Source organism: Streptomyces sp. NPDC006798, from assembly GCF_040635975.1.
Lineage (GTDB): Bacteria > Actinomycetota > Actinomycetes > Streptomycetales > Streptomycetaceae > Streptomyces.
This window is the reverse complement of the sequence record NZ_JBEYIS010000024.1, coordinates 15,886-40,622: the sequence shown is the minus strand read 5'-3', so window position 1 is coordinate 40,622 and position 24,737 is coordinate 15,886. Positions and strand designations below refer to the sequence as shown.

Annotated in this window: 22 protein-coding genes, 2 pseudogenes and 1 riboswitch; of the genes and pseudogenes, 12 read left to right on the top strand and 12 right to left on the bottom strand. The window is 71.6% G+C overall.

The window, feature by feature from the left end:
* Positions 1–65: 65 nt before the first annotated feature.
* The 5 genes from ABZ714_RS18310 (at position 66) to ABZ714_RS18290 (ending at position 5,612) form a co-directional block, all read left to right on the top strand.
* Positions 66–1,301, top strand: coding sequence for an Ig-like domain-containing protein (locus ABZ714_RS18310; RefSeq protein ID WP_358826267.1), 1,236 nt, complete (start codon positions 66–68; stop codon positions 1,299–1,301).
* 76 nt (positions 1,302–1,377) lie between these two features.
* Complete coding sequence (locus tag ABZ714_RS18305; RefSeq protein ID WP_358826266.1) at positions 1,378–2,196, top strand: enoyl-CoA hydratase/isomerase family protein; 819 nt, start codon at positions 1,378–1,380, stop codon at positions 2,194–2,196.
* 368 nt (positions 2,197–2,564) lie between these two features.
* Entirely contained in the window at positions 2,565–3,083 is a 519-nt protein-coding gene (locus ABZ714_RS18300; protein ID WP_358826265.1) for an ATP-binding protein, read from the top strand.
* Between the two features lie 448 nt (positions 3,084–3,531).
* Positions 3,532–4,374 (top strand): polysaccharide deacetylase family protein, encoded by an 843-nt coding sequence (locus ABZ714_RS18295; RefSeq protein WP_358826264.1) that lies wholly within the window; start codon positions 3,532–3,534, stop codon positions 4,372–4,374.
* Positions 4,374–5,612: a YncE family protein gene (locus ABZ714_RS18290; RefSeq protein WP_358826263.1), complete on the top strand. Its 1,239-nt coding sequence runs from the start codon at positions 4,374–4,376 to the stop codon at positions 5,610–5,612. Before ABZ714_RS18295 ends, ABZ714_RS18290 begins: the two co-directional genes overlap by 1 nt.
* An 83-nt stretch (positions 5,613–5,695) precedes the next feature.
* Here the strand turns inward: ABZ714_RS18290 and ABZ714_RS18285 are convergent, their stop codons facing one another.
* Positions 5,696–6,727 (bottom strand): Lrp/AsnC family transcriptional regulator, encoded by a 1,032-nt coding sequence (locus tag ABZ714_RS18285; RefSeq protein WP_358826262.1) that lies wholly within the window; start codon positions 6,725–6,727, stop codon positions 5,696–5,698.
* Positions 6,728–6,842: 115 nt separating this feature from the next.
* Here ABZ714_RS18285 and ABZ714_RS18280 point away from each other — a divergent pair, with 115 nt between their 5' ends.
* From ABZ714_RS18280 to ABZ714_RS18270, 3 genes and pseudogenes are all read left to right on the top strand, one after another.
* Entirely contained in the window at positions 6,843–8,396 is a 1,554-nt protein-coding gene (locus tag ABZ714_RS18280; RefSeq protein ID WP_358826261.1) for an AbgT family transporter, read from the top strand.
* Between the two features lie 142 nt (positions 8,397–8,538).
* Entirely contained in the window at positions 8,539–9,729 is a 1,191-nt protein-coding gene (locus tag ABZ714_RS18275) for a M20 family metallopeptidase (RefSeq protein WP_358826260.1), read from the top strand.
* Positions 9,730–9,872: 143 nt separating this feature from the next.
* Positions 9,873–10,535, top strand: a pseudogene (locus ABZ714_RS18270) (ADP-ribosyltransferase); the annotation flags it as partial.
* Positions 10,536–10,701: 166 nt separating this feature from the next.
* Here ABZ714_RS18270 and ABZ714_RS18265 read toward each other — a convergent pair.
* Positions 10,702–11,352, bottom strand: coding sequence for a GNAT family N-acetyltransferase (locus ABZ714_RS18265; protein ID WP_358826259.1), 651 nt, complete (start codon positions 11,350–11,352; stop codon positions 10,702–10,704).
* A gap of 104 nt (positions 11,353–11,456) precedes the next feature.
* On the opposite strand from ABZ714_RS18265, the gene ABZ714_RS18260 reads away from it, so the two are divergent.
* On the top strand, positions 11,457–11,672 hold the full coding sequence (locus ABZ714_RS18260; RefSeq protein ID WP_358826258.1) for an EF-hand domain-containing protein: 216 nt from the start codon (positions 11,457–11,459) through the stop codon (positions 11,670–11,672).
* Positions 11,673–12,010: 338 nt separating this feature from the next.
* The gene (locus tag ABZ714_RS18255) at positions 12,011–13,492 is read left to right on the top strand and encodes a cytochrome P450 (RefSeq protein ID WP_358826257.1); all 1,482 of its coding nucleotides are present in this window, start codon (positions 12,011–12,013) and stop codon (positions 13,490–13,492) included.
* Positions 13,493–13,534: 42 nt separating this feature from the next.
* On the opposite strand, the gene ABZ714_RS18250 is transcribed toward ABZ714_RS18255, so the two are convergent.
* The 10 genes and pseudogenes from ABZ714_RS18250 to gcvT all read right to left on the bottom strand — a co-directional run bounded on the left by ABZ714_RS18250 (position 13,535) and on the right by gcvT (position 22,350).
* A complete protein-coding gene (locus ABZ714_RS18250; protein WP_358826256.1) occupies positions 13,535–14,926 on the bottom strand; it encodes a glutamine synthetase in 1,392 nt (463 codons plus the stop codon).
* Between the two features lie 49 nt (positions 14,927–14,975).
* Positions 14,976–16,181, bottom strand: coding sequence for a cytochrome P450 (locus ABZ714_RS18245; protein WP_358826255.1), 1,206 nt, complete (start codon positions 16,179–16,181; stop codon positions 14,976–14,978).
* A gap of 305 nt (positions 16,182–16,486) precedes the next feature.
* Complete coding sequence (locus ABZ714_RS18240; RefSeq protein WP_358826326.1) at positions 16,487–16,654, bottom strand: hypothetical protein; 168 nt, start codon at positions 16,652–16,654, stop codon at positions 16,487–16,489.
* Complete coding sequence (locus tag ABZ714_RS18235; RefSeq protein ID WP_358826325.1) at positions 16,651–16,887, bottom strand: hypothetical protein; 237 nt, start codon at positions 16,885–16,887, stop codon at positions 16,651–16,653. Before ABZ714_RS18235 ends, ABZ714_RS18240 begins: the two co-directional genes overlap by 4 nt.
* A gap of 10 nt (positions 16,888–16,897) precedes the next feature.
* Positions 16,898–17,281 (bottom strand): annotated as a pseudogene (locus tag ABZ714_RS18230) (DNA-binding protein); the annotation flags it as partial.
* A complete protein-coding gene (locus tag ABZ714_RS18225) occupies positions 17,278–17,550 on the bottom strand; it encodes a hypothetical protein (RefSeq protein ID WP_358826254.1) in 273 nt (90 codons plus the stop codon). The pseudogene ABZ714_RS18230 and the gene ABZ714_RS18225, both read right to left, overlap by 4 nt.
* 260 nt (positions 17,551–17,810) lie before the next feature.
* The gene (locus ABZ714_RS18220; protein ID WP_358826253.1) at positions 17,811–19,178 is read right to left on the bottom strand and encodes an L-serine ammonia-lyase; all 1,368 of its coding nucleotides are present in this window, start codon (positions 19,176–19,178) and stop codon (positions 17,811–17,813) included.
* A 225-nt stretch (positions 19,179–19,403) separates the two neighbouring features.
* Positions 19,404–20,678, bottom strand: coding sequence for a serine hydroxymethyltransferase (gene glyA, locus ABZ714_RS18215; RefSeq protein WP_358826252.1), 1,275 nt, complete (start codon positions 20,676–20,678; stop codon positions 19,404–19,406).
* Positions 20,679–20,698: 20 nt separating this feature from the next.
* Positions 20,699–21,076: a glycine cleavage system protein GcvH gene (gene gcvH / locus ABZ714_RS18210; protein ID WP_358826251.1), complete on the bottom strand. Its 378-nt coding sequence runs from the start codon at positions 21,074–21,076 to the stop codon at positions 20,699–20,701.
* A 158-nt stretch (positions 21,077–21,234) separates the two neighbouring features.
* A complete protein-coding gene (gene gcvT, locus ABZ714_RS18205; protein WP_358826250.1) occupies positions 21,235–22,350 on the bottom strand; it encodes a glycine cleavage system aminomethyltransferase GcvT in 1,116 nt (371 codons plus the stop codon).
* A 171-nt stretch (positions 22,351–22,521) separates the two neighbouring features.
* A riboswitch (glycine riboswitch) is annotated at positions 22,522–22,615 on the bottom strand.
* A 409-nt stretch (positions 22,616–23,024) separates the two neighbouring features.
* On the opposite strand from gcvT, the gene ABZ714_RS18200 reads away from it, so the two are divergent.
* Together ABZ714_RS18200 and ABZ714_RS18195 are read left to right on the top strand one after the other, a co-directional pair.
* Positions 23,025–23,696 (top strand): AAA family ATPase, encoded by a 672-nt coding sequence (locus ABZ714_RS18200; RefSeq protein WP_358826249.1) that lies wholly within the window; start codon positions 23,025–23,027, stop codon positions 23,694–23,696.
* A gap of 137 nt (positions 23,697–23,833) precedes the next feature.
* Complete coding sequence (locus tag ABZ714_RS18195; protein WP_358826248.1) at positions 23,834–24,673, top strand: enhanced serine sensitivity protein SseB; 840 nt, start codon at positions 23,834–23,836, stop codon at positions 24,671–24,673.
* Positions 24,674–24,737: the final 64 nt, after the last annotated feature.

Sequence of the window (24,737 nt, the reverse complement as noted above, 5' to 3'; positions counted from 1 at the left end):
CCGTACCGGGACACACCGCCCACCGGCCGACGTTTCCCCCATGGGGGCGCGGTCGTTGGGTGGACGTGAGACACGTACTGAAGCGGACCGGCCGGGGCGCGCTGACCGCCCTGGCCACGGCCGGACTGGCCGCACTGTTGGCGGGGCTCTCCGGGTGCACCCCGGGCGGGGACGGCGGCGGTGACCCCGGCGGGGCCCCCGTACGGCAGGCGTCGGAGGAGGTGATCCGGGTGACCCCGGCGGACGGCGCCCAGGGGGTCGACCCCAAGAGCAGGCTCGAAGTACGGCTCACCAGCGGACGGCTGGAACGCGTCACGGTCAACCGGATCGAGAACGAGGCGCCGTCCGCCGTCCGCGGCGCGATCTCCGAGGACGGACTGCGCTGGCGGCCCGCCGACGGCACCCGGCTGGGGGTCGCCGCCAAGTACTCCGTCGACGTCCTCGCCCTCGACGGCCACGGCCGCCGCACCGCCCGCCACACCACCTTCACCACCAAGGTCCCCGAGAGCCGTTTCATCGGCTACTTCAAGCCCGAGCACCGCTCCACCGTCGGTACCGGGATGATCGTCTCCTTCGACTTCAACCGGAAGATCGAGGACCGGAAGGCCGTCCAGGAGGCCATCCGGATCACCACCGACCCGCCGGTCGAGGTCGTCGGGCACTGGTTCGGCGACCAGCGGCTCGACTTCCGGCCCGAGCAGTACTGGACACCCGGCACCCAGGTCACCGTCCGGATCCGGCTCCGGGACGTGGAGGCCGCGCCCGGCGCCTACGGCATCCAGGACAAGACCGTCGCCTTCACCATCGGCCGCTCCCAGACGTCCGTGGTCGACGCCGAGGCCAAGACGATGGAGGTACGGAAGGACGGGGCGCTGGTCGCCACCCTGCCGATCACCGCGGGGGCGCCCGACGCGATGACGTACAACGGGAAGATGGTCGTGAGCGAGATGCACGACGTGACCCGGATGAACGGCGCCACGGTCGGCTTCACCGACGCCGACGGCAAGGGCGAGTACGACATCGAGGACGTACCGCACGCCATGCGGCTCACCCGCTCCGGCACCTTCCTGCACGGCAACTACTGGGCGTCGGCCGACACCTTCGGCTCGGCCAACGTCAGCCACGGCTGTATCGGGCTGCGCGATGTGAAGGGCGGCAGCGGGGACACGCCCGCGGGCTGGTTCTTCGACCGGACCCTCATCGGCGATGTGGTCGAGGTGGTCAACTCGCACGACAAGACAGTCGCGCCCGACAACGGACTCAGCGGCTGGAACATGTCCTGGGAGGAGTGGAAGAGGTAGTCCGTACGGAAGGCGGCGGTCCGTGTGACCGAACGCACGGGAGCCGGTCGCCGTTAGCGCCGGTTAACCTGCCGCCATGAGCACTGTCTCCCTCGAAGTCTCCGGCGGCGTCGGCGCCATCCGGCTCGACCGCCCTCCGATGAACGCGCTCGACATCGCCCTCCAGGACCGGCTGCGGGAGCTCGCCGAGGAGGCCGGGCGGCGCGACGACGTCCGGGCCGTGATCCTCTACGGCGGTGAGAAGGTCTTCGCCGCGGGCGCCGACATCAAGGAGATGCTGGCGATCGACCACCCCGCGATGGTCGCCAGGTCACGGGCGCTCCAGGAGGCGTTCACGGCCGTCGCCAGGATCCCCAAGCCGGTGGTCGCCGCGGTCACCGGCTACGCCCTCGGCGGCGGCTGCGAACTCGCGCTCTGCGCCGACTACCGGATCGCCGCCGACGACGCCCGGCTCGGCCAGCCCGAGATCCTGCTCGGGCTGATCCCGGGCGCGGGCGGCACCCAGCGGCTCGCCCGGCTGGTGGGGCCGTCCCGGGCCAAGGACCTGATCTTCACCGGGCGTCAGGTGAAGGCGCCCGAGGCGCTGGCGATCGGCCTGGTGGACCGGGTCGTACCGGCGGGTGAGGTGTACGAGGCGGCTCTGGCCTGGGCCGCCCGGCTGGCCCGGGGCCCGGCACTGGCGCTGCGGGCGGCGAAGGAGTCCGTGGACGCCGGTCTGGAGACCGATATCGAGACGGGTCTCGCGATCGAACGGAACTGGTTCGCCGGGCTGTTCGCCACGGAGGACAAGGAACGCGGGATGCGCAGCTTCGTCACGGAGGGGCCGGGCAAGGCCGTCTTCACCGGGACGGAGGAGCTGCGGACCGGGGAGGTCGGTGCCGGTTCCGGCTCCTGACCGGTCCCTGCTCCTGACCGGCCTTGCTCCTGACCGGTCCGGCTCCGGCTCCGGTGCCGACCGGATTCCGGCGGCTGACCCGCCCCGGCCGCGTACGGCCGCCGGCCGGCGGCGGGGCACTCGGCAGACCTTGCTCGCCGGACCTTGCGCGCCGCGCGGACCGGCCCCGGCCGCCCGGCCGCCGGGCCCCGCGTCGGCCCGTTGCGAACACCCCTGTTGACAGGGTGTCAACGCGGTTCGGGATGGGCACATCTGGTTCCGTGAGGCCAGTGACATATGCCGAAGCGGGCTCCCGGAGCGACGGGTTCCGGGGGCCCTATTCCGCTGGAACCGCCACGGAAACCGCCCCCAGCGGCCATGATGGGGGCATGGCGGGCCTCGAAGGTGTGGAACAACCGCGGCAGCGCGAAGGCGTGACCGCGACCCGGTGGACGACCGCCATCGAGGACGAGCGGGGCCTGAAGGTTCTGGAGAAGTTCGGCGATCCGGCGCGGGGCGAGGTCCGGCTGCCGTCCCGCGCGGAATCCGCGGCCACGGCCCGGCGGCTGACCCACTCCGTGATCGTCCGCCAGTGGGGTCTTTCCGGGCAGATCGCCGAGCCCGCCGTACTGCTCGTCTCCGAACTCGTCGGGAACGCCGTCCGGCATACCGGCGCCCGGGAATTCGGCTTACGGATGACCCGCCGTCCCGGCTGGATCAGGGTCGAGGTCCGCGATCCCTCCCGGGGGCTGCCCTGTCTGCTGCCGGTCCAGCCGCTGGACGTCAGCGGGCGGGGGCTCTTCCTGGTCGACCGGCTCTCCGACCGGTGGGGTGTGGATCTGCTGCCGCGCGGCAAGACCACCTGGTTCGAGACCCGGGTGCCCCAGCGGGTCGGCACCCCCTCCTGAACCGCGTCGGCTGGGAGCGGTGGGAGCGGTGGGAGCGGTGGGAGCGGTGGGAGCGGCGGAGGCGGTGGAGACGGGGGAGGGGCCGGTGAAACGCCGGAAGCCCCCAGGGCGCCGGTGTACGGCGGCGGGGGCTTCTCGGGAGCGGCGTGGACAAGGGGGTGTTTCCACGGCCGCCGGGACGACCGGGCCCGGGTCGAGGGAGGTCGTGTCCCCGACTATGGCAGACCGGGAATCAACTCCCAAACTCCCAAAACGCCCATAAGTCATCAAAGCGAACAGTTCGCGCGAGAATCTTAGGTGAGATGGCGCACTCACCTCGTAAATCCCGCTGAATCCCGGTCTGAGGGTTGGATTTTTACGGTGGAGTGATATCGCCCGCCGCTCGCGAAACGACCTGAATCGGACTAATGGTTACTTTCTTCGTATTTATTGCCTAGCGTCCTCTTCCGTGACCCCGATCGACCGCCGTCGCGCCCTGCGGACCGGAGCGGGGACCGCCGTCGCCGGCGCTCTCGCCACGAGCTGCGCCGGCGGCGGCGGCCCCGCGCCGCCCCCGGCCGACCGTGCCGCCCCGGACCGCGCCCTCCCCGGCCGTACCGCCTCCCCCGGCCCCGGTACGGGCCCGGGCACCCCGGCCGCCCGCCCCGCCGGACGGCCGCCGGGCGCGCCCGCGCCCCGCCGCTACCCCGGACGGCCCGCCCAGATCACCCACGGCCCCGAGGACCGCGACCGGGTCGCCCTCACCTTCCACGGCGGCGGCGACCCCGCCACCGCCGACGCCGTACTCGCCGAAGCCGAGCGGGCCGGGGCCCGGATCACCGTCCTGGCCGTCGGCGAATGGCTCGACGCCCATCCCCGGCTGGCCCGCCGGATCCTCGACGGCGGTCATGACCTCGGCAACCACACCATGCGCCATCTCGCCGTCAACGAACTGCCCGAGGCCGAGGCGTATGCCGAGATCACCGCCTGCGCCGACCGGCTGCGGCGGCTCACCGGATCCATCGGCACCTGGTTCAGGCCGTCCCGGACGCGGACCGCCACCCCGCTCGTCGTCCGGGTCGCCCACCGCGCCGGATATCCGCATGTCCTCTCCTACGACCTCGACTCCCTCGACTCCACCTCGCCCGGCGCCCCGGCCGTCACCCGCGCGGTCGCCGAGCAGATCCGCCCCGGATCGGTGGTCAGCCTGCACTTCGGCTATGCGGACACGGTCGCCGCACTGCCCGCCCTCCTCGACGACCTCCACCGGCGCGGACTGCGCGCGGTGACCACCACGGAGCTGCTGAGCTGATGCGTCCCGCCCCCCGCCCCGCCCTCCTCCCGATCCCCGCCCCGGCCCGCCCCGAGCCCCGGCGGCCCGCCCGCCCGAGCCGTCTGCTGCTCGCCGGAGCCCTGGTCGCCCTGGTCGCGGGCTGCGGCACCGAGTCCGGACCGGCCGGATCCGCCGAGCGGACCAAGGCCGCCGCGGCCCGTAAACCGGCCGTCCCCGCGGCCCCGCCCGGACTGCCCGGAATGCCGCCCGTCCTCGATCCGAAGGACCTCTACGCCGCCGACCGCCCGAACCGGCTCTCGCCCGTCGTCAAGGACTTCCCCACCAAGGTCTACGTCCCCAACACCAACTCCAACACGGTCTCCGTGATCGACCCGGCCACCTACAAGGTCGTCGAGACGATCCCCGTCGGCGTCCAGCCGCAGCACGTCGTGCCGTCCTGGGACCTCAAGACCCTCTGGGTGAACAACAACCGGGGCCACACCCTCACCCCCATCGACCCCGCGACCGGCAAGGCGGGCAAGGAGGTCGAGGTCCACGACCCGTACAACCTCTACTTCACCCCGAACGGCAAGTACGCCGTCGTGATGGCCTCCATGGACCGCGAACTCGTCTTCCGCGACCCGCACACCATGGAGCGGAAGAAGACCACCCCGGTGACCTGCTACGGGGTCAACCACGCCGACTTCTCCGCCGACGGCCGCTACTTCATCGTCTCCTGTGAGTTCTCCGGCGAACTGCTCAAGGTCGACACCGAGAAGATGGAGGTCGTCGGGCAGCAGAAGCTCCCCCTGAAGGGCGCGATGCCCCAGGACGTGAAGATCTCCCCGGACGGCAGGACGTTCTACGTCGCCGACATGATGGCCCACGGCGTCTGGGTACTCGACGGCGAGAAGTTCACCACCCCCACCCTGCTGCACACCGGCGAGGGCGCCCACGGCCTCTACATCAGCCGGGACTCCAAGGAGATGTACATCCCCAACCGGGGTGAAGGTTCCGTCTCCGTTTTTGATTTCGCCCGGAACGAGCTGACCAAGAAGTGGTGGCTCCCGGGCGGCGGCAGCCCCGACATGGGCGGGGTCTCCGCCGACGGAAAGGTCCTCTGGCTCTCCGGACGGTACGACTCCGAGGTCTACGCCATCGATACCGCCACCGGCAAGGAGCTGGCCCGGATCCCGGTCGGCGACGGCCCCCACGGGCTGGCCTTCTACCCCCAGCCGGGCCGCTACTCCCTGGGGCATACCGGCGTCTTCCGCTGACCCGGCGACAACGCCCCGTTTCCGCCGGCCGGCGGCGGGAGCCGTGCCGTGAGCCCCCGGGCCCGCGGCACGGCTCCCGCGGTTCACAGCAGCGCCGGCGCGTGGAACGTCCCCAGGCCCGAGCCGAGATCGCGGTCCAGCCAGTAGCGGCGCGGCTCGGTCAGCATCACATCGACGCCCACCCCGAGGATCCCCGGAATGGCCGCCAGCTCGTCGTCGACGAAGCGCGCCACCGCCGACCGGTCCGTGACCAGCCCCGCGGCGAGGACCGAGAGATCGCTCGCCACATGGGCCACCAGCCGGGTCTGCGGCAGCTGGTCGATCCGCCGCATCACCTCCGGCGTGTCCCCGGGGGCCACCCGCAGCCGCAGGACGAACGGCGTCTCGAAGCCCAGCCACTCCGAGACGATCTCCAGCCGGGGCCTGACCCAGCCCTCGTCCAGCACCCGGCGGACCACCCGGTGCGCGGTCGAGGTGGCGAGCCCGGCCGATCTGGCGATACTCGCCGCCGACGCCCGGCCGTCCCGGATCAGCAGGGCGACCACGGTCCGCTCGGCGTCGCCGAGCGGCTTGACCGGGGGCGTCACGGTCGCGGTCGCGGTGGCCCCCGGCCGTACGCCGATCAGTGACAGCAGCTCGGCCCGCTCGTCGTCGCCGAGGAACCGGGGATCCCAGGTGATGCCCCGGCGCAGGGTGCTCAGGGCCGGGAGGGCCTTCACCCGGCGGACCCCGGGCACGGAGAACATCCGGTCGATGGCCCGGCTGGTCTCCGCGTCCGAGGGGGCGTGGACGACCGCGTACACGGGGTAGTCGCCGGAGAGCTGGGCCAGTACCGGCAGGTGGGGCAGTTCGCGCAGCCGGTCCAGCACGGCCAGCGGGGTGTCGCCGGTGACGTCCAGGAAGACATGGACCGGCATCGCCGTGGAGTGCACACCCCAGTCCGCCTGGCCGATCACCCGGACCATCCGGGCCTCGTGGAGCCGGTCGTAGCGGCGTTTGAGCGTACTGGCGTCGGCGGCCAGGATCCCGCCCAGATCGTCCCAGGTGGCCCGGGGGGCCAGATGCAGCGCGCCGATCAGTCGGCGGTCCAGCTCGTCAAGGAGAGGGCGGGTCATGGCGACCTACCTTAGCCCGCTGGTTAATCCCATCGTTACCTTCGGGGTCTAGGGAATCGCTCACTCAGATGCCATTGTTCGCAGGAACATCCTTCACTTGTACGAAGAGGTACCGATGAGCGCCACCTCCGCCGAGCCTCGGCCGTCCGAGCCGCAGTCGAGAGCCCTGCGCACCGCGTTCCGGGGATTCGCCGCGATCGAGAAGGTCGGCAACAAACTTCCCCACCCGTTCTGGCTGTTCTGGATACTCGCCGGAGTCGTCGCCGCCCTCAGCGCCGTACTGGCCGCCGTCGACGTCAGCGCCGTCCACCCCGCCAAGGGCGACACCATCACGGTCAAGAGCCTGCTCAGCCATGAGGGCCTCACCATGGCCATCGAGGGCGCCGTCGACAACTTCGCCGCCTTCCCGCCGCTGGCCACGATCCTCACCGTGATGTTCGGCATCGTCGTCGCCGAGAAGAGCGGACTCTTCTCCGCCCTGCTCCGCCGGATGGTCGAACGGGTCCCCGGCAAGTACCTCACCTTCGCCCTCTCGCTGACCGCGATGGTCAGCCATGTCGCCGGTGACGCCGCCTACTTCACCCTCGTCCCGATCGGCGCCCTGATCTTCCGCGCCGCCGGGCGCAGCCCCGTACTCGGCTGCATCGTCGCCTATGTCTCGATCTCCGCCGGATACAACGCCTCACCGTCGCTCACCACCACCGATGTCCTGCTCTCCGGCATCTCCACCGCCGCCGCCCAGACCATCGACGCCGACTACGTCGTCACCCCCGTCGGCAACTACTTCTTCGGCGTCGGCTCGTCCGTCCTGGTGGCGCTCGCCATCACCCTCGTCGTCGACAAGATCATCGCCCGCCGTCCCGACCTCGAACCCGACGAGCCGGTCGCCGCGCCCAGCGCCGAGGAGCGCGAGACGATCGAGGTCACCGAGGTCCAGCGGCGCGCCCTGCGCGTCACCGGCCTGGTCGCCCTCGGGTTCGTCGTTCTGCTGATCGCGGCCATGACCCCGGTCTCCTCCCCGCTCCGCGGCGAGGGCGGCGGCATCGTCAACTCCCCGGTGATCGGCGGGATGGCGCTCGTCCTCGGCCTCTTCTTCGCCGTCGTCGGCACCGTCTACGGCCGGATGACCGGCACCTTCACCGCCGCCCGCGACATCATCGACGCGATGGTCGCCGGTACGAAGTCGATGGCGCCGATCCTCGTCCTCTTCTTCGCGATCTCCCAGTTCCTCGCCTACTTCAAGTGGACGAACATCGGCGACATCCTCGCCGTCAAGGGCGCCGAGACCCTGCGCGACCTCGATCTGTCGGGGTGGACCGTGCTGGTCGGCATCGCCGTACTGATCACCATCATGAATCTGGTCATCACCAGCGGCTCCGCCCTGTGGGCCCTGGCCGCGCCGGTACTCGTCCCCATGCTGATGCTCATCGGCATCGAGCCCGAGACCACCCAGGCCGTCTACCGGGTCGCCGACTCCGTCACCAACTGCGTCACCCCGATGAGCCCGTACTTCGTGATGGCCCTGGGCTTCATCCAGCAGTACCGCAAGTCCGCCGGAATCGGCACCCTGGCCTCCTTCACCATCCCGATCGCCGCCGTCGTCTGGGTCGCCTGGATGGCGTTCTTCGTCGCCTGGTACCTGCTCGGTATCCCCTTCGGCATCAGCTGATCCCCGGCGGCCCGCCCGGGCGGCCCGTCACCCGGCGCCCGGCTCCCGCCCCCCGTACCCCTTCCGTACGCCCCCGTACGCACCTCGTACGCACCCCTGTGCGAACCCGTACGAGGGGTCCCTCCGAACGAGAAAGCAGACCATGAACGCAGTGCCCGCCGACGATCTCACCGCCCGAGCCCACGAGGCATCGGCCGGGATCGTCGCCGACATCCTCTCCCTCGTCCGCCACGAGACGGGCAGCGACGATCTGCCCGGCCTCGCGGCCGGCCTGGACCATCTGCGCGAACTCGCCGTCAGCCGGCTCGGCCCGCCCGACCGCGAGGAGCGCCACCCCGGCGGCGAGTGCGGCGACACCCTCGCCCTCACCTACACCGGGACCGGCACCGGACATGTGGCGCTGATCGGCCACTACGACACCGTCTGGCCGACCGGCACCCTCGCCGCCTGGGAACCCCCGGCGCCCGACGCCGACGGCCGCGAGAAGCTCGGCGGCCCCGGCATCTTCGACATGAAGACCGGACTGATCCAGGGCGTCTGGGCGCTCGCCCTCGCCCGGGAGAGCGGCGCGCCCGTACCCACCGTCACCTTCCTCTTCAACGGCGACGAGGAGATCGGCTCCCTCTCGTCCCGGCCCCTGATCGAGGAACTGGCCCGCCGGGTGGACGCCACCCTGGTCCTGGAGCCCTCCGCGCACGGCGCCGTCAAGACCTCCCGCAAGGGCTCCGGCATCTTCCGGATCACGGTCACCGGCGTCGAGGCCCATGCCGGACTCGCCCCCCAGGACGGGGCGAGCGCCATCACCGCGCTCTCCGAGTTCGTGGTCGCCGCGGCGAAGGTCGCCGCCCCCGAGCGGGGCACCACCGTCAACACCGGCCTCGTCCAGGGCGGCTCCGCCACCAATGTCGTCGCCGGACGGGCCACCGCCAGTGTCGACATCCGGGTCACCAGCCGGGCCGAACAGGACCGGGTCGACCGGGAACTGGACGCCATCGAGGTCAGCGACCCCCGGGTCCGGGTGGAGATCGACCACGCCTGGAACCGGCCCCCGATGACGCTCGACGCCGCCTCCGCGCCCCTGCTCGCCCTCGCCCGCGAGGTCGCCCGGGAACAGGGCCGGGACGAACTCCCCGACACCGCCGTCGGCGGCGCCAGCGACGCCAACTTCGTCGCCGCCCTCGGCCGCCCCGTCCTCTGCGGCATGGGCGCGGTCGGCGACGGAGCCCACGCCAGGACCGAATTCGTCTACCCCGACACCGTGCCCGCCCAGACCGCCCTCGTCGCGGGCATGCTGCGCCGCCTGGCCGAGCCGCTGCCCGGCACCCCGGCCTGACCGGCCCCCCCACCCCGCCCGGACGGCGGGACCCGTCCCGCCGTCCGGGCGGACACCACACCCCGCCGCCCCGCCGGTCAACTCCCGGCACCGACCCGCCCACCCGGGGGTGACGTTGCCCGGGGCGGTGCGGCCGGACCGGGATGGTGATCATCATGGTCATCAGCAACCGCCCGCGCCGCCGGGCCGCCGTATTCGTCCTCGCCCTCTCCGCGGCGCTCCTCCCGGCCGCCGCCGCGACCACCGTCGTCCCCGCCTCCGCCGCGCCCACCGGCACGGCACCCGCGACCGCCGCCCCCGCCGCGGTCCGGGCCGCCGCCGCGCCCGCCAACTCCTGTCCCGCCGTCGAGGACCGGCTCTACGCCGCCGCCGACCGCCGGGTCGACATCAACCGGATCACCCCCACCCCCGCCTGGCGCGCCAACTGCCTCCAGCTCTACCGGACCGACGGCCGCGGCCCCGAGATCGTCTTCGAGCAGGGCTTCCACCCCAAGGCCCCGCTCGACGGCCAGTACGACATCGAGCGGTACGTCCTGGTCAACCAGCCCTCCCCGTATGTCTCCACCAGCTACAACCACGATCTGTACAAGTCGTGGAAGAACGGCTGGAACTACTACATCGACGCCCCGGGCGGAGTCGATGTGAACAAGACGATCGGCGACACCCACAAGTACGCCGACCAGGTCGAGGTGGCCTTCCCCGGCGGTGTGGCCCGGGAGTTCGTCGTCGGCGTCTGCCCCGTCGACAAGGAGAAGAAGACCGAGATCATGGACGGCTGCCGGGACAACCCGCACTACGTCCCGTGGCGGGCCGGATACCCCGCCGCGTCCGTCCAGCAGACCCCCGCCACCACCACGGCCGCCGCACCCGCCCCGGCACCCGGCGCGACCTCCCCGGCCGTCCCGGTCCAGCGCCCCGCCCCCACTACCCCGGCCGGAGCGACCGACACCACCGGCACCACCGGAGGCCCGGCTATTCCGGCCGTCGGCTAGCCGAGAACAGCGCCTCCGAACCCACCGGGACGAATCCCGCCGACCGGAACGCCCGCACACTGCGGGCGTTCCCCGGGGCTATCTGCGCCCAGACCGCGTCCCCCGGCACCAACTGCCGGGCCGCCCGGGCCAGGACATGCCCCAGCCCCCGGCCCCGCGCCCGCTCGTCCAACTCGATCGCGCACTCCCAGCGCCCCGCCACCCCGCGCCCCAGCATCATCACCCCGCCGTCGACGGCCCAGACCCGCACCTCGTCCCGGTGTGCCAGCGCCCAGGCCACCCGGGGATGCGCCGGATCGTCGATCTCCCGCAGCGGTATCCCCGGCGAGCCCGGCAGCGCCCCGGCGACGGCCAGTTGGTCGATCGTGCTCATCCAGCGGCCCGTCCGCGCCAGCAGCGCCGCCAGGAACACCGGGTTCATCGGCGCGGACAGCGGATCCGACGGCGCTGACGCCACCTGCTCGCGTACCCACTCCGGGTCCTCGTCCGTGAAGACGACGGCATGCGCGGTGAAGGCCACGACCCCCGCGTCCCGCGCCGAGGGCTGTCCGACCACCGTGATCCGCCCATCGGGCGCGGGAAACCGTCCGTGTGACGCGTCGTCGAGGATCCGGCCCAGTTCATCGCTCATGCCGCCATGATCCACGATGCCCCCGGACCGGCCCTCGGCGCTGTCCACAGCCCCGCACCGATAATCTGACCCCGTCAACAGAGCACCCAGGAGGGGCGGAAGCAGTGGCGGACATCGAAGAGGCCCGCAAGGCGTTCGACCGGTACGACATCGACGGCGACGGACTCATCACGGCGGCCGAGTACAAGAGCGTCATGGCGCAGCTGGGGGACTTCAACGTCACCGAGACGGTCGCCCAGGCGGTCATCAAGTCGAAGGACGCCAACGGCGACGGCATGCTGACGTTCGAGGAGTTCTGGGAGTCCTTCGCCAAGAGCTGACGCGGCGCATCGCACCAAGGGGCCGGGGCCTGGTCCACACGACCCGGCCCCGGCCCCGGCCGTTTCCGCCCACGGGCCCGCCTCGGTTCGGTCCCGCCCGGCGCGGACCGAAAGGGCATGAATTTTCGAATACGCAACGGATGTGCGGTTCACGGCGTTCCGCGCGGGGGTGAATGTCCCTATGGTGGTGCCGAGCACCAGCCGGCAGGACCGTCGACGCCGTGGACGGAGGGCGCGGGCACGACGGTCCCCGGTGATCCGCCCGGCTCCCTTCCGGCCCGCCCCTCCTCCTGATCCCCGGCCCCGGCCTTCGTACCGCCACGACCCGCGCGTACTCGGTGCCGTTCCGCCGCGGCACATGCCGTCGCCCCGGGCCCGGTACCGCCGATCACCCACCAGGAGACACCGTGTCCTTATCAGGAAGACCCCGTATATCGAACCGGCCCCGGATACCGACCCGTACGTCAGCCGGAAGCCCCCGTACGCCGGGCCGCAGCCGCGCGCCCGGCGCCCTGCCCCTCATCGGGCACGCCGTGAGCATGCTCAAGGACCCGTACGGCTTCTTCGGCTCGCTGCCCGCCCACGGCGAACTCGTCGACATCGGCATCGGACCGTTCAAGGCGACCGTCGTCACCACCGCCGAACTGACCTACGAGGTACTGAAGGACGACCGCACCTTCGACAAGGGCGGCCTGATCTACGAACGGACCCGCGAGGTCCTCGGCGACGGGGTGGTGACCTGCCCGTACAAGGACCACCGCCGGTTGCGGCGAGTGGCCCAGCCCGCCTTCGGCACCGTACGGCAGCAGGCGTACACCAGGCTGATGAGCGAGCAGATCACCCGGGTGACCGGCGCCTGGACCCACGGCCGGGAGATTGACATCCTGGCCGACATGACCACCGTCGCCGCCCGCACCGGGGTGGCCGCCTTCTTCGCCGGACATCTGGCCTCCCCCGAACTGTCGAAGACGCCCGGGGACCTCGCCACCGTCAGCGACGGGGTCTTCCGGCGGATGGCCCTCCCCGCGCCCCTCGACCGGATACCCACCCCGGGCAAACGGCGCTACGACCGCAGCCGGGCCCGGCTGCGCGGCACCATCGACGCCGTCATCGCCGACTACCGGCGGACCGGCGAGGACCACGGCGACCTGCTGTCGATGCTGCTGGCCACCACCGGCGACAAGCTCACCGACACCGAACTCAACGACGCCGCGATCACCTTCTTCTTCGGCGCCACCGACACCATCGCCATCACCGTCTCCTGGGCGCTGCACCGGATCTCCACGGACCCGGAGCTGGAGCGGGCCCTGCACACCGAGGTCGACACCGTCCTCGCGGGCCGGGCCGCGGACCACGACGACCTCGAACACCTCACCCTCACCCAGCGGATCATCACCGAGACCCTGCGGATGTATCCACCGATCTGGATCTTCACCCGTGAGGTCGCCACCGACACCGAACTGGCCGGACACCTCCTGCGGGCCGGCACCAATCTGGTGATCAGCCCCTATGTGCTGCACCACTCGACCGCGACCTACGCGGACCCGGAACGCTTCGACCCGTCCCGCTGGGAGGGCAAGGCGCTGGGACGCGTCCGCGACCATGTCGAGAACGGGATCATCCCGTTCGGCGCGGGCCCCCGGAAGTGCATGGGCGACGTCTTCGCGATGAACGAGATCACTCTGGCGCTGGCCGATATCGCCACCCACTGGCGGCTGCGCCCCGTCGACCCCGCCGCCGTCCGCCCGGCCCACGGCGCGATCCTCGGCCCGGTCGGTCTCCGGCTGCGCGCCGAAGCCCGCCCGCCGGCCGGCTCCTGACCCTCCGGCCCCGTTCCCCGCCCCTCCTGCCCCGCCGTCGGCTCAGGGAGTGGCCTCCGCGTACATCATGTGCTCCCAGTCGGTGACCACCGCACAGAAACGGGCCCATTCGTCCTTTTTGGCGGCGAGATGGAGGTCGGCGATCTCCGGCGTGAGCGAGTCCCTGACCACCGAGTCCGCCGCGAAGGCGGTCAGGGACTCGCCCAGGGTGGCGGGCAGGGCGGGGAAACGGGGCGCGGAGGCGTCCGGGCCGCCCTGCGGGGGACCCGGATCGGTCCGCTGCGCCAGGCCGTCCGCGATCGCGCCGAGCAGGACGGCGTGGGAGAGATAGGGATTGACCATGGCGTCGGGGAGCTTGTATTCGAGCCGCCCGTTGGCGGGCAGCCGTACCGTGCAGGTCTTGTCGTCCATGCCCCAGTCGATGCGTTCGGGGGCGAAGAGGCCCGCGTCCCAGTACCGCTTGTAGGAGTTGACGGTCGACCCCATGACCGCCATCGCGCCCGCGGCGTGGGCCAGGATGCCGCCGAGGGCGTACCGCCCGGTCTCGGAGAGATGGAGCTCCCGGCGGCCGGGGTCGGCCAGCACATTCCGCTCGCCGTCCCAGAGGCTGAGGTTGTGATGGCAGCCGTTGCCCATCACCCCGGTCGCGGGCTTGGGCATGAAACTGGCCGAGAGCCCCAGCTCCCGGGCGACCTGACGGCAGATCTGGCGGAAGGTGATCAGCCGGTCGGCGGTGAGTTCGGCCCGGTCGTACATCCAGTTCAGTTCGAGCTGGCCGGGGTCCTCGTAGTCGCCCTCGATCATGTCGAGCCCCATCGCCCGGCCGTAGCCGATCACCTTCTGGTAGACGGGGCGGCAGCGTTCCAGCAGGTCGACCCGGTACGCAGGGCAGGAGTCGGGCCGCTGGGGCGCCGCCAGACCGGGCCCGGTCCAGGTCGTCTCGGGTTCGCAGCCGGAGCGCAGGACGAGCCCGGTCCGTTCGGTGAACTCCCGGTGCCGCCGGACGAGATGGCCCCGGACGTCGGCGGCGAACGGGTCGCCGCCGACGTCCGGCCGGTGCTCGGGCTCGTAGAGGAGGCAGAAGAACCGTCCGACGCTCCGGTCCCAGGGCAGTACCGCGAAGGTCTCCACCTCGGGCAGGGCGACGAACTCCGCCGCCCGGGTGCCGCCGCCCAGCAGGGTGCCGTGCCGGTCGGTCTGGATGTCCGCGGCGACGCTCCGGTGCAGTCGTACGCCGTGCTCCAGACTGCGGAGCAGATGACCGGCGGGCACCACCTTGCCCACCACCCGGCCGCCGAGGGTGACCGACTGGTAGTACACGTACTCCACACCCGCCTCGGCGATCCGCTTCCGTACGGCGCCCACCGCCTCCCGGTCGGTGTTCCGCTCGCGATGGCGGTCGAGTGCGGTGGCACCCGGGGAACGGTCGGTCATGGACACCTCGTATCGGAGTCGCGGGCGGGGGCGGGGCGTACGGCTCCGGTCAGGGACCGGGGGTGAAGAGCAGGGGGAGGTGTACGGGACCGGTGTTGCCGGAGTCGGGAAGCCAGACCGCGTCCCGGGTGATCCAGGGGTCCCGCAGCCGCCGGGCCAGTACCGGCAGCGCCTCGGTCATATCGCCGCGGGCCACGAAATGGCCGAGACAGTGATGGACGCCGCCGCCGAAACCGAAGTGCGGTTCCCGTTCGGCGGTGATGTCGAAGGAGTACGGTCCGTACACCAGCGGATCCGTACCGGCGGAGTGGCTCCACAGCTGGATCGTGGTCCCGGCCGGGATGTCCAGGCCCCGGAAGGCGAAGTCCGCCACCGCCTGCCGGGTGATCCAGCGGACGGTCGGATCCACCCGCATCACCTCCTCGACCGCCTTGGCGCCCAGGCCGGGCCGCTCCGCCAGCAGCCGCCACTGGCCGGGATGCCGGACGAAGGTCCGGATCGCGAGACCGAGCTGGTTGCGGGTGGTGTCGAAGCCGCCGAAGATCAGCAGCACCAGACCGTCGCGGAGTTCGTCGTCGCTCAGCGTGTCGGTGTCCCGGTTGGCCCTGACCAGCCCGGAGACGAAGTCGCCGTGCTCCCGGCCGCGCCGCACGGCGATCAGCTCGTCGGCATAGCCGTGGAGCGCGGCGAGCGCCTCCTCGATCCGGGGCAGGTCCTGGCGGACGGTCACACCGAGGGCGAGCCCCAGATCGGCGGAGTGCCGGGCGATGAACGGCCAGTCGGACTGCGGCAGGCCGAGCAGCAGGGCGATCACCCGGGCCGCGTACGGCTCCGCGAACTCGCCGACGAACTCGCACCGGCCCCGGTCCTTGAAGGCATCCGCCAACTCGACGGCCACCGCCCGGAAACGGGCCCGCAGAATCGAGGTCATCCGGGCCGAGAAGGCCGGATTCATCAGCCGCCGCAGCCGGAGATGGGCCTCCCCCTCCTGGTGGAGGATCCAGCTCCGCCACCAGTCGGCCAGCGGTCCCCCGGTCACCCCGTTATGGGCGAGCCAGGAGACGCTCCCCTGGCGGAGCAGCGGATGCGCGAGCAGCTCCGCCGTCTCCGCGTGGCGCAGTACGGCCAGTCCGTAGGTGGTCCGGGCGTACCAGGACCGCTCCCGGGCCGCGCGCACCTCGGCGGAAGTGACGGAGAAGCCGGGGCGGGTGAGGTCGAACCACGGAACGCCTTCGGTCGGTTCGGTGACCGTCATGGAACCTCCGGCTCGGGGGAGCGGGTGGTGGAACCCACAGACTCCGGAGCCGGGCGACGGCACGTCAAGTACCGGCGGGCGGATCCCGCCGGAAGGAGTGATATCCCGCCGTACGACCGGCGCTGCGGCCCCGGCCGTGCTGCGCGCGGCGCGGCGACCCCGGCCGGGCCGGGCCCGGTGGCGCTTCGGGACGTACCGCCTACGCGCCCCCGGGGACGTACCGGCCGTGCCCCCCGGGGGGACGTACCGGCCGTGCCGCCACAGCCGGTACGTCCGCGCCGGGACGAGGTCTCCCTCGCCGTCGGCTACCTGCCTCGGTAGGCGTTGTGGACGGTCTGCTCCAGCCCGTTGCCCCGCTTGTCGGTCACCTCCGCCCGCAGGGTGATGCCCCGGCCGGGTCCCGGGTTGACGACCTTCGCGACGCCGTCGCGGACGGGTGCCTGCCGCCAGGTGCGGCCGTCGTCATAGCTCACCGATACGGTGAGCGACGCAGGCCGCCACCCGCCGCCGCGCCCTGGACGGTGAAGGGCAGCGCCATCGGCTCGCCCGCCGGTGCGGTGCTGTCGAGGGCCAGGTCCGGGGTGAAGCGGACCGCCGAGAGCGGCAGCAGTTCGGTCCGCGCGGGACGGGCGGAGGCGGAGGTCCACTCCGCGGTGACCTTGTCGGACACCGGGTAGGCGTCGGCGTCGCGGGTGGCGGTGGTCACCAGACGGTAGGACCTTGATGATGCGGACGCCGGGGCGGCACAGCATGAGGAGGCCCTCGGGGTCCGACGTCAGTACGGTCACGGGGGCGGGCGAGGCGAGTGCGGTTGCCGCCGCGACGGCGTCGAGGGCGTACTCGTGGCCGTGCAGGCCGGCAGCGACGAGGAGCTTGCTGGCATGGCGGGCGATGGCTTCGGTGGGCGGGACGATGTTCACGCGGGAGACGGCGTAGTCGAAGCGGGCCCGGTTGACCTGGGGGTCGCGTGCTTCGACCAGCGTGATGGAGCTGGTGACCACACGGATGTCCTCGGCCTCGGCCGGCCACTCGGTGATTTCAGGGGAGTGCCGTACGAGTTTTGACAATCCCTCACAGTCCAGGACGAGCGTTCCGCTCACGCCGCGTCCGCCGAGTCGGCCGTGTCACCGCGGAGGATCGCCCGCTTGGCCTCGACCGCTGCCTGGTCTGCCGGACCGTGTTCGGCTTCGGCGTCTTCGACGAGTTCGCGCAGCAGGTCCCGCTCGAGCTGGCGCTGGATGGGAGTTTCGACGTAGGCGGACAGGCCTTGCTTGCCGGTACGCGCCTTGAGGACGGCGATCGTGCCTTCGTGGAGGGAGACGGAGACCGGACGGACGGGGCCATCACCGGGAGCGGAGGAGGTAGCCATGAACCCGATTTAACAAAACTCTTGTTATCGGGTGGGCGCTCTCCGTGCCCGGTCCCCGGCGCAGGCGTCGGCTGAAGAGCTGTCCGAACGGTGCGAGGAGGGCGCTGACGTCGAGCGAAAGCGATGATTCCTGGTCGGACGCCGACCAGGAAAGGATCGGCCAGGGACTTCTCAGGGGCTTTCCGCCGTGCGGGCGGGGATGGCCCTGATCGCGCCGAAAGGCAGATCACGCTGGTCGTGGCCCACCCGCCGGGACGGCCTCAGCACTCGATGATGTTCACCGCGAGCCCGCCCCGGGCCGTCTCCTTGTACTTGACCGACATATCCGCGCCGGTCTCCTTCATGGTCTTGATGACCTTGTCGAGGGAGACCAGATGGCTGCCGTCGCCGCGCATCGCCATCTTCGCCGCCGTGACGGCCTTGACCGCCGCCATGCCGTTCCGTTCGATGCACGGGATCTGCACCAGGCCGCCGACCGGGTCGCAGGTCAGGCCGAGGTTGTGCTCCATGCCGATCTCGGCCGCGTTCTCCACCTGCGCCGGGGTGCCGCCGAGTACCTCCGCCAGCGCTCCGGCGGCCATCGAGCAGGCCGAGCCCACCTCGCCCTGGCAGCCGACCTCGGCGCCGGAGATGGAGGCGTTCTCCTTGAAGAGCATGCCGATCGCGCCGGCCGCCAGCAGGAACCGGACGATGCCGTCCTCGTCGGCGCCGGGAACGAAGTTCATGTAGTGGTGCAGTACGGCCGGGATGATGCCCGCGGCACCGTTGGTGGGGGCGGTGACGACCCGGCCGCCCGCCGCGTTCTCCTCGTTCACGGCCATCGCGTAGAGGGTGATCCACTCCATGGCGCGGGCCGCCGGGTCGCCCTCGGCACGGAGCTGGCGGGCGGTCTTCGCGGCCCGGCGGCGTACCTTCAGCCCGCCGGGGAGGATGCCCTCGCGGGAGAGCCCGCGGGCCACGCAGGTCTGCATCACCCGCCAGATCTCCAGCAGCCCGGTCCGGATCTCGTCCTCGGTCCGCCATGCCTTCTCGTTCTCCAGCATCAGGGACGAGATGGAGAGACCGGTCTCGGCGGTGAGCCGGAGGAGTTCGTCGCCGGTGCGGAAGGGGTACTTCAGTACGGTGTCGTCGAGTTTGATCCGGTCCTCGCCGACCGCGTCGTCGTCCACCACGAAGCCGCCGCCGACCGAGTAGTACGTCTTCTCCAGGACCGTGCCGCCGTCGGCGTCGTACGCCCGGATCGTCATGCCGTTGGCGTGGTACGGCAGGGTCTCCCGGCGGTGCAGGACCAGGTCCTCGTCGAAGTCGAAGGCGATCTCGTGGGCGCCCAGCAGGGAGATCCGGCCGGACTCCTTGATCCGCTCCACGCGCTCGTCGGCGGACTCCACGTCGACGGTGCGGGGCGAATCGCCCTCCAGGCCCAGCAGGACCGCCTTGGGCGTGCCGTGGCCGTGGCCGGTGGCGCCGAGGGAGCCGTACAGCTCGGCCCGTATCGCGGCGGTGGGGGCGAGCAGTCCCTCGTTCTTCAGCCGCCGGGCGAACATCCGCGCGGCCCGCATGGGGCCGACCGTATGCGAGCTGGACGGGCCGATGCCGACCGAGAACAGGTCGAAGACCGAGATGGCCACGAGAAACTCCTGAGGGTGGGGAGACGCCGTTGTCTGCCGCGCGGGGTGGTGCGGGTGGGACCGGTGTTGTGGACCGATGGTGACGACAAGGGGCGGGACGGGGCGGAGGGCGGGGATCCGGTGGATCCCGTGCGTACGGCGGGGGCACCGGCCCACTTCTCAGTGTGCGCGATGCCCCCGGGGTCCGTACCAGGACACCAGCGTGTTAATCGTACGAATGTACGGTTACGGCTGGGTGGGCGTGAGGCCCGGGTACAGCGGGTGCTTCCCGGCCAGGGCCGTGACCCGGGCCCGCAGCGCGGCCGCGTCGTACGACGGCTTGAGCGCCTCCGCGATCACATCCGCGACCTCGCGGAAGTCGTCGGCGCCGAAGCCGCGGGTGGCCAGGGCCGGCGTACCGATCCGCAGACCCGAGGTGACCATCGGCGGCCGGGGGTCGTTCGGGATCGCGTTCCGGTTGACCGTGATGCCGACCTCGTGCAGCCGGTCCTCGGCCTGCTGGCCGTCGAGCTCCGAGTGGCGGAGGTCGACCAGTACCAGATGGACGTCGGTACCGCCGGAGAGCACCGAGACGCCGTGCTCGGTGACATCGTCCTTGACCAGGCGCTCGGCCAGGATCTTCGCGCCCTCCAGGGTGCGCCGCTGGCGCTCCTTGAACTCCTCGGACGCGGCGACCTTGAAGGAGACCGCCTTGGCCGCGACCACATGCTCCAGCGGGCCGCCCTGCTGACCGGGGAAGACCGCGGAGTTGATCTTCTTCGCCAGCTCGGCGGTGGAGAGGATCACGCCACCGCGCGGACCGCCCAGGGTCTTGTGCGTGGTGGTGGTGACGACATGGGCGTGCGGGACCGGGTTGGGGTGCAGCCCGGCCGCGACCAGGCCCGCGAAGTGGGCCATGTCGACCATGAGGTACGCGCCGACCTCGTCCGCGATCCGGCGGAAGGCGGCGAAGTCCAGCTGGCGCGGGTAGGCGGACCAGCCCGCGACGATCAGCTTCGGCCGGGACTCCTTGGCCAGCTTCTCGACCTCGGCCATGTCGACCTGGCCGGTGGCGTCGTCCACGTGGTAGGCGACCACGTTGTAGAGCTTGCCGGAGAAGTTGATCTTCATGCCGTGGGTCAGGTGCCCGCCGTGGGCGAGGTTCAGACCCATGATCGTGTCGCCCGGCTTCAGCAGGGCGAACATCGCCGCCGCGTTGGCCTGGGCGCCCGAGTGGGGCTGGACATTGGCGTGCTCGGCGCCGAAGAGGTCCTTCACCCGGTCGATGGCGATCTGCTCGACCACGTCGACGTGCTCACAGCCGCCGTAGTAACGGCGGCCGGGGTAGCCCTCGGCGTACTTGTTGGTGAGGACCGACCCCTGGGCCTCCATGACCGCCACCGGGGCGAAGTTCTCGGAGGCGATCATTTCGAGGGTGGACTGCTGGCGGTGGAGCTCGGCGTCGACAGCGGCGGCGACATCGGGGTCCAGCTCGTGGAGAGAGGAATTGAGAAGCGACATATCGGTAGATATTCCTGTCGTCAGCTCTTGGTGAACTCGGCGTACTCGTCGGCGGAGAGCAGATCGTCCGGCTCCTCCGCCACCCGCACCTTGAACAGCCAGCCACCCTCGAAGGGTGCGCTGTTCACCAGGGAGGGGTCGTCCACGACGCCCTGGTTGGTCTCGGTGACCTCACCCGTCACCGGGGAGTACAGATCGCTCACCGACTTGGTGGACTCCAGCTCGCCGCAGGACTCACCGGCGGTGACCGTCGCGCCCACCTCGGGGAGCTGGGCGAAGACGACGTCACCGAGCGCGTTGGCGGCGAACTCGGTGATCCCGACCGTCGACACGCCGTTCTCGGCGGCCGTCAGCCACTCGTGCTCCTTGCTGTAGCGCAGCTGCTGGGGGTTGCTCATGGGATGAATTCTCCTGTACGCGGACGGTGCGGATGAACGGACGGGGTACGCCGGGACGTGCGTCTGGTCACGTCAGCCGGGGAAACGGGGGGACCGGGGGAGGAAGGGGGACGGGGGAGAGCGGAAGGGGGTGGTGGGCCGGCGGGCGCCCGCCGGGGCTACTTCCGCCGCCGGTAGAACGGCAGCGCCACGACCTCGTACGGCTCCTGGCTGCCCCGGATGTCGACCGAGACACCCGGCGTGCCGGGCACGGCGTGGGCCGCGTCGACGTACGCCATGGCGATCGGCTTGCCGAGGGTGGGCGAGGGGGCGCCGGAGGTGACCTCGCCGATCACCGCGCCGTCCGCGACCACCGGATAACCGGCCCGCGGCACCCGGCGGCCCTCGGCGACCAGGCCCACCAGGACCCGCGGCGGGCTGTCCGCGGCCCGCTCGGCGGCGGCCTCCAGCGCCTTGCGGCCGACGAAGCCGCCCTCCTTCTCGAACTTCACCACCCGGCCGAGACCGGCGTCGAACGGGGTGAGCGCCGTGGTCAGCTCGTTCCCGTAGAGCGGCATGCCCGCTTCCAGGCGGAGCGTGTCGCGGCAGGACAGACCGCACGGCACCAGACCGGCGGACGCGCCCGCCTCGGTCAGCGCCCGCCACAGTCCTTCGGCGTGCTCCGGCGCGACGAAGAGTTCGAAGCCGTCCTCACCGGTGTAGCCGGTCCTGGCGATCAGCGCCGGGACCCCGGCCACCGTGCCCGGCAGCCCCGCGTAGTACTTCAGCCCGTCGAGATCGGCATCCGTGACCGAGGCCAGGATCCCGGGCGACTCGGGGCCCTGGATCGCCAGCAGGGCGTAGGCGTCCCGGTCGTCGCGGACCACGGCGTCGAAACCCGCGGCCCGCTCGGTCAGCGCGTCCAGCACGATCTGCGCGTTGCCCGCGTTGGCGACCACCAGATACTCGGTGTCGCCGGTGCGGTAGACGATCAGATCGTCCAGGATCCCGCCGTCCTCACGGCAGATCATGGTGTAGCGGGCCCGGCCGGCGCCGATGGTGGAGATATTGCCGACCAGGGCGTGGTCCAGCAGAGCCGCGGCCCCGGGGCCGGAGACGGTGATCTCACCCATGTGGGAGAGGTCGAAGAGGCCCGCCCGGGTCCGGACGGCCTGGTGCTCCTCCCGCTCGCTGGCGTACCGCAGCGGCATGTCCCAGCCCGCGAAATCGGTCATCGTCGCACCCAGGGAGCGGTGCAGGGCGTCGAGGGCGGTACGGCGGGGGACGGTGCTCATGGACGGTTACTCCCAGGGCATGGCAGAAGACATGACGACGAGGACGTTCCTCCCCATCTGTCATCGGAACCTGAGAGGTTCGTCGCGAGCGTCGTACGGATGGCCGTACGGACGGTCATGACTTGCACCTTGGGTGGAGCCGGTGGAACCGGCCCGCTTTTCAGATCTGCCTCATCGCGCGCGGTACGGGGCCTGAGAGATTCAAGGGAGGAACTTGCTCCTTCGGCGCCCGGAGCGGAGTCCGGGTCTCTCCCGCGCGGATTCAAGCGGCCGGTATGAAGTTGGCGGCCACATCATTACACGCGGACCGGGAAGTACGGGAGCCCCGGCGGCGTTGTTCCCCTGCGTGGACACCTGGTCACGATCGCGTACGAGGGAGGGGGCGAGGCCGCGTACGCGGTCGGGTACGGGGCCGGGTCCGAGGTCCTCCGGAGGGCCGCCCGCGGATCACCGGCGGACCGCTCCGGGCGGCCGGCGGGAACCGCGGCACCGGCCGGGAGGGTCCTCCCAGGGGAGGCGCTCACCCGGCGCACGCCCGGGGCGCACGACGCAATGGCCGGAAACAGAAGGGAAATGCCGGAAAAAACGCTCGGATCTCATTACCATTTCTTTAAGGTCCGTTGACGCTCCATGGGCATAGGTGTGGGTGACCCGACATGGGGGAGGAGGGTGTGATGACGTTGCAGCGCTCCAGCGCCTACGCCACGACCGCGGGGGTGCCCGCCCAGCCACAGGCGCCCGCGCGCGAACGGCTCCGGGCCACCGCGCCACCGGTGCTGCGGGATCTACGGGCCCGCGAAGGACGAGGCCCGCGCGGGCTCACCTTCGCCGCGGGCGACCTGGTAGTGGTCTCCGGACTGCCCGGAAGCGGAAAGTCCACCCTGATCAAGCGGACCGCCGCGGCCGCCGCCATAGACTCCCAGGACACCCGCGACCGCTGGGACGCCGAGATGCCCCGGCTGCTCCCCTACGCGCTGTACCGGCCCTTCGTCCGCCTCGCCCACTACACCGGCCTCCGCCGCGCCCTCCGCTCCGGCGAGAGCGTCGTCGTCCACGACTGCGGCACCCAGGCCTGGGTCCGCCGCTGGCTCGCCCGCGAGGCCCGCCGCCGGGGCACCGGCCTCCATCTGATCCTCCTCGACGTCCCACCCGCCGTCGCCCGCCAGGGCCAGCGCGAACGCGGCCGAGGCGTCTCCGGCTACGCCTTCGCCCGACACCGCAGGACCGCCGGACGGCTCATCTCCGACGCCGAGGCGGGCCGCGCCCCGACCGGCTGCGCCTCCGTGATCCTGCTCGACCGCCCGGCGGCCGGAGCCCTCGCCCGGATCGGCTTCACCCCCCGATAACGCCCCCGGCGGACCTCCGGACGAGCCCGGAGCCAATTCCCGCCGCCCGAACCGATCCGTACCGCAGGCCCTATTGTCGTCCCCGGACCACAAAGGGGACCCGGGCGGTCCGGGGGAGAGGGCGAACAGGGATGAACGTGCCGGAGCGACTGGACACGCGGCAGCAGTACGACGGGTCGCACACCGAGCCGTACGGCGGACCCACCGGCGGCCCGCCCGCCGAACAACCCCACGCACCCCACGAGAACGGGCTCACCGGGCCCTACCCCGCCTGGCCCGTCAACGAACTCGAGGAAACCCTCGCCGCCGCCCTCGGACACCCCGGCGCCGGACCCCGGATCGTCGAAGTACTCGGCCGCAGCCAGATCTGGATCCCCCTCCCCAACGGCGGCGGACCCGACAGCCCCGACCTCGACCTGCCGATGATCGAACTCGACGGAGCCGCATACGTCCCCGTCTTCAGCTCCGAACAGCAATACCTCGCCTGCGCCGGCGACCACATCCCCTGCACCATCGCCCCCGCCCGCGACTTCGCCCGCGGACTCCCACCCCAAGTCGGCATCGCCGTCAACCCCGGCGGAACCATCGGCGTCCCCCTGCCGCCCCCCGCCGTCGCCGAACTCTGCCGCGCCGGACACACCCCCCTCGACGGCCCCTCCGGCGGCGGCCGGGTCCGGCTCTTCGAACCCGACTGGCAGGACGACCCCGTCGACTTCCTCGCCGCCGCATCCGAAGAATTCCGGGCCACCGGCACCGTCCTCACCGCCCGCCGAGCCCTCGCCTCCGTAGAAGGAGACGACCCCACCCTCCTCATCGGCGTCCAACTCGCCCCCGGCACGGCACCCGAAACCGCACACGAAGCCCTCGCCCGCGCCCTCGGCCGCCACACCGTCCGCTGGCCGGTCAACATGGTCTTCCTCGACCACACCCAAGACCCCGTCGCCGAATGGCTCACCCAACAGAGGCCCTTCTTTTAGGGGGCTCGGTTCGCCTCCGGGGCGCTTCAGCCGTGTTCTTCAGCCGATCGTGCCCGGCCGCTCC

What these genes read in the sequence shown, in the direction of transcription:
- ABZ714_RS18250 (WP_358826256.1), bottom strand. Translation starts at nt 14,926, where the DNA reads ATGACCGACCGTTCCCCGGGTGCCACCGCACTCGACCGCCATCGCGAG.
- ABZ714_RS18265 (WP_358826259.1), bottom strand. Translation starts at nt 11,352, where the DNA reads ATGAGCGATGAACTGGGCCGGATCCTCGACGACGCGTCACACGGACGG.
- ABZ714_RS18305 (WP_358826266.1), top strand. Translation starts at nt 1,378, where the DNA reads ATGAGCACTGTCTCCCTCGAAGTCTCCGGCGGCGTCGGCGCCATCCGG.
- glyA (WP_358826252.1), bottom strand. Translation starts at nt 20,678, where the DNA reads ATGTCGCTTCTCAATTCCTCTCTCCACGAGCTGGACCCCGATGTCGCC.
- ABZ714_RS18285 (WP_358826262.1), bottom strand. Translation starts at nt 6,727, where the DNA reads ATGACCCGCCCTCTCCTTGACGAGCTGGACCGCCGACTGATCGGCGCG.
- ABZ714_RS18200 (WP_358826249.1), top strand. Translation starts at nt 23,025, where the DNA reads ATGACGTTGCAGCGCTCCAGCGCCTACGCCACGACCGCGGGGGTGCCC.
- gcvH (WP_358826251.1), bottom strand. Translation starts at nt 21,076, where the DNA reads ATGAGCAACCCCCAGCAGCTGCGCTACAGCAAGGAGCACGAGTGGCTG.
- ABZ714_RS18275 (WP_358826260.1), top strand. Translation starts at nt 8,539, where the DNA reads ATGAACGCAGTGCCCGCCGACGATCTCACCGCCCGAGCCCACGAGGCA.
- ABZ714_RS18245 (WP_358826255.1), bottom strand. Translation starts at nt 16,181, where the DNA reads ATGACGGTCACCGAACCGACCGAAGGCGTTCCGTGGTTCGACCTCACC.
- ABZ714_RS18225 (WP_358826254.1), bottom strand. Translation starts at nt 17,550, where the DNA reads ATGGCTACCTCCTCCGCTCCCGGTGATGGCCCCGTCCGTCCGGTCTCC.
- ABZ714_RS18280 (WP_358826261.1), top strand. Translation starts at nt 6,843, where the DNA reads ATGAGCGCCACCTCCGCCGAGCCTCGGCCGTCCGAGCCGCAGTCGAGA.
- gcvT (WP_358826250.1), bottom strand. Translation starts at nt 22,350, where the DNA reads ATGAGCACCGTCCCCCGCCGTACCGCCCTCGACGCCCTGCACCGCTCC.
- ABZ714_RS18290 (WP_358826263.1), top strand. Translation starts at nt 4,374, where the DNA reads ATGCGTCCCGCCCCCCGCCCCGCCCTCCTCCCGATCCCCGCCCCGGCC.
- ABZ714_RS18300 (WP_358826265.1), top strand. Translation starts at nt 2,565, where the DNA reads ATGGCGGGCCTCGAAGGTGTGGAACAACCGCGGCAGCGCGAAGGCGTG.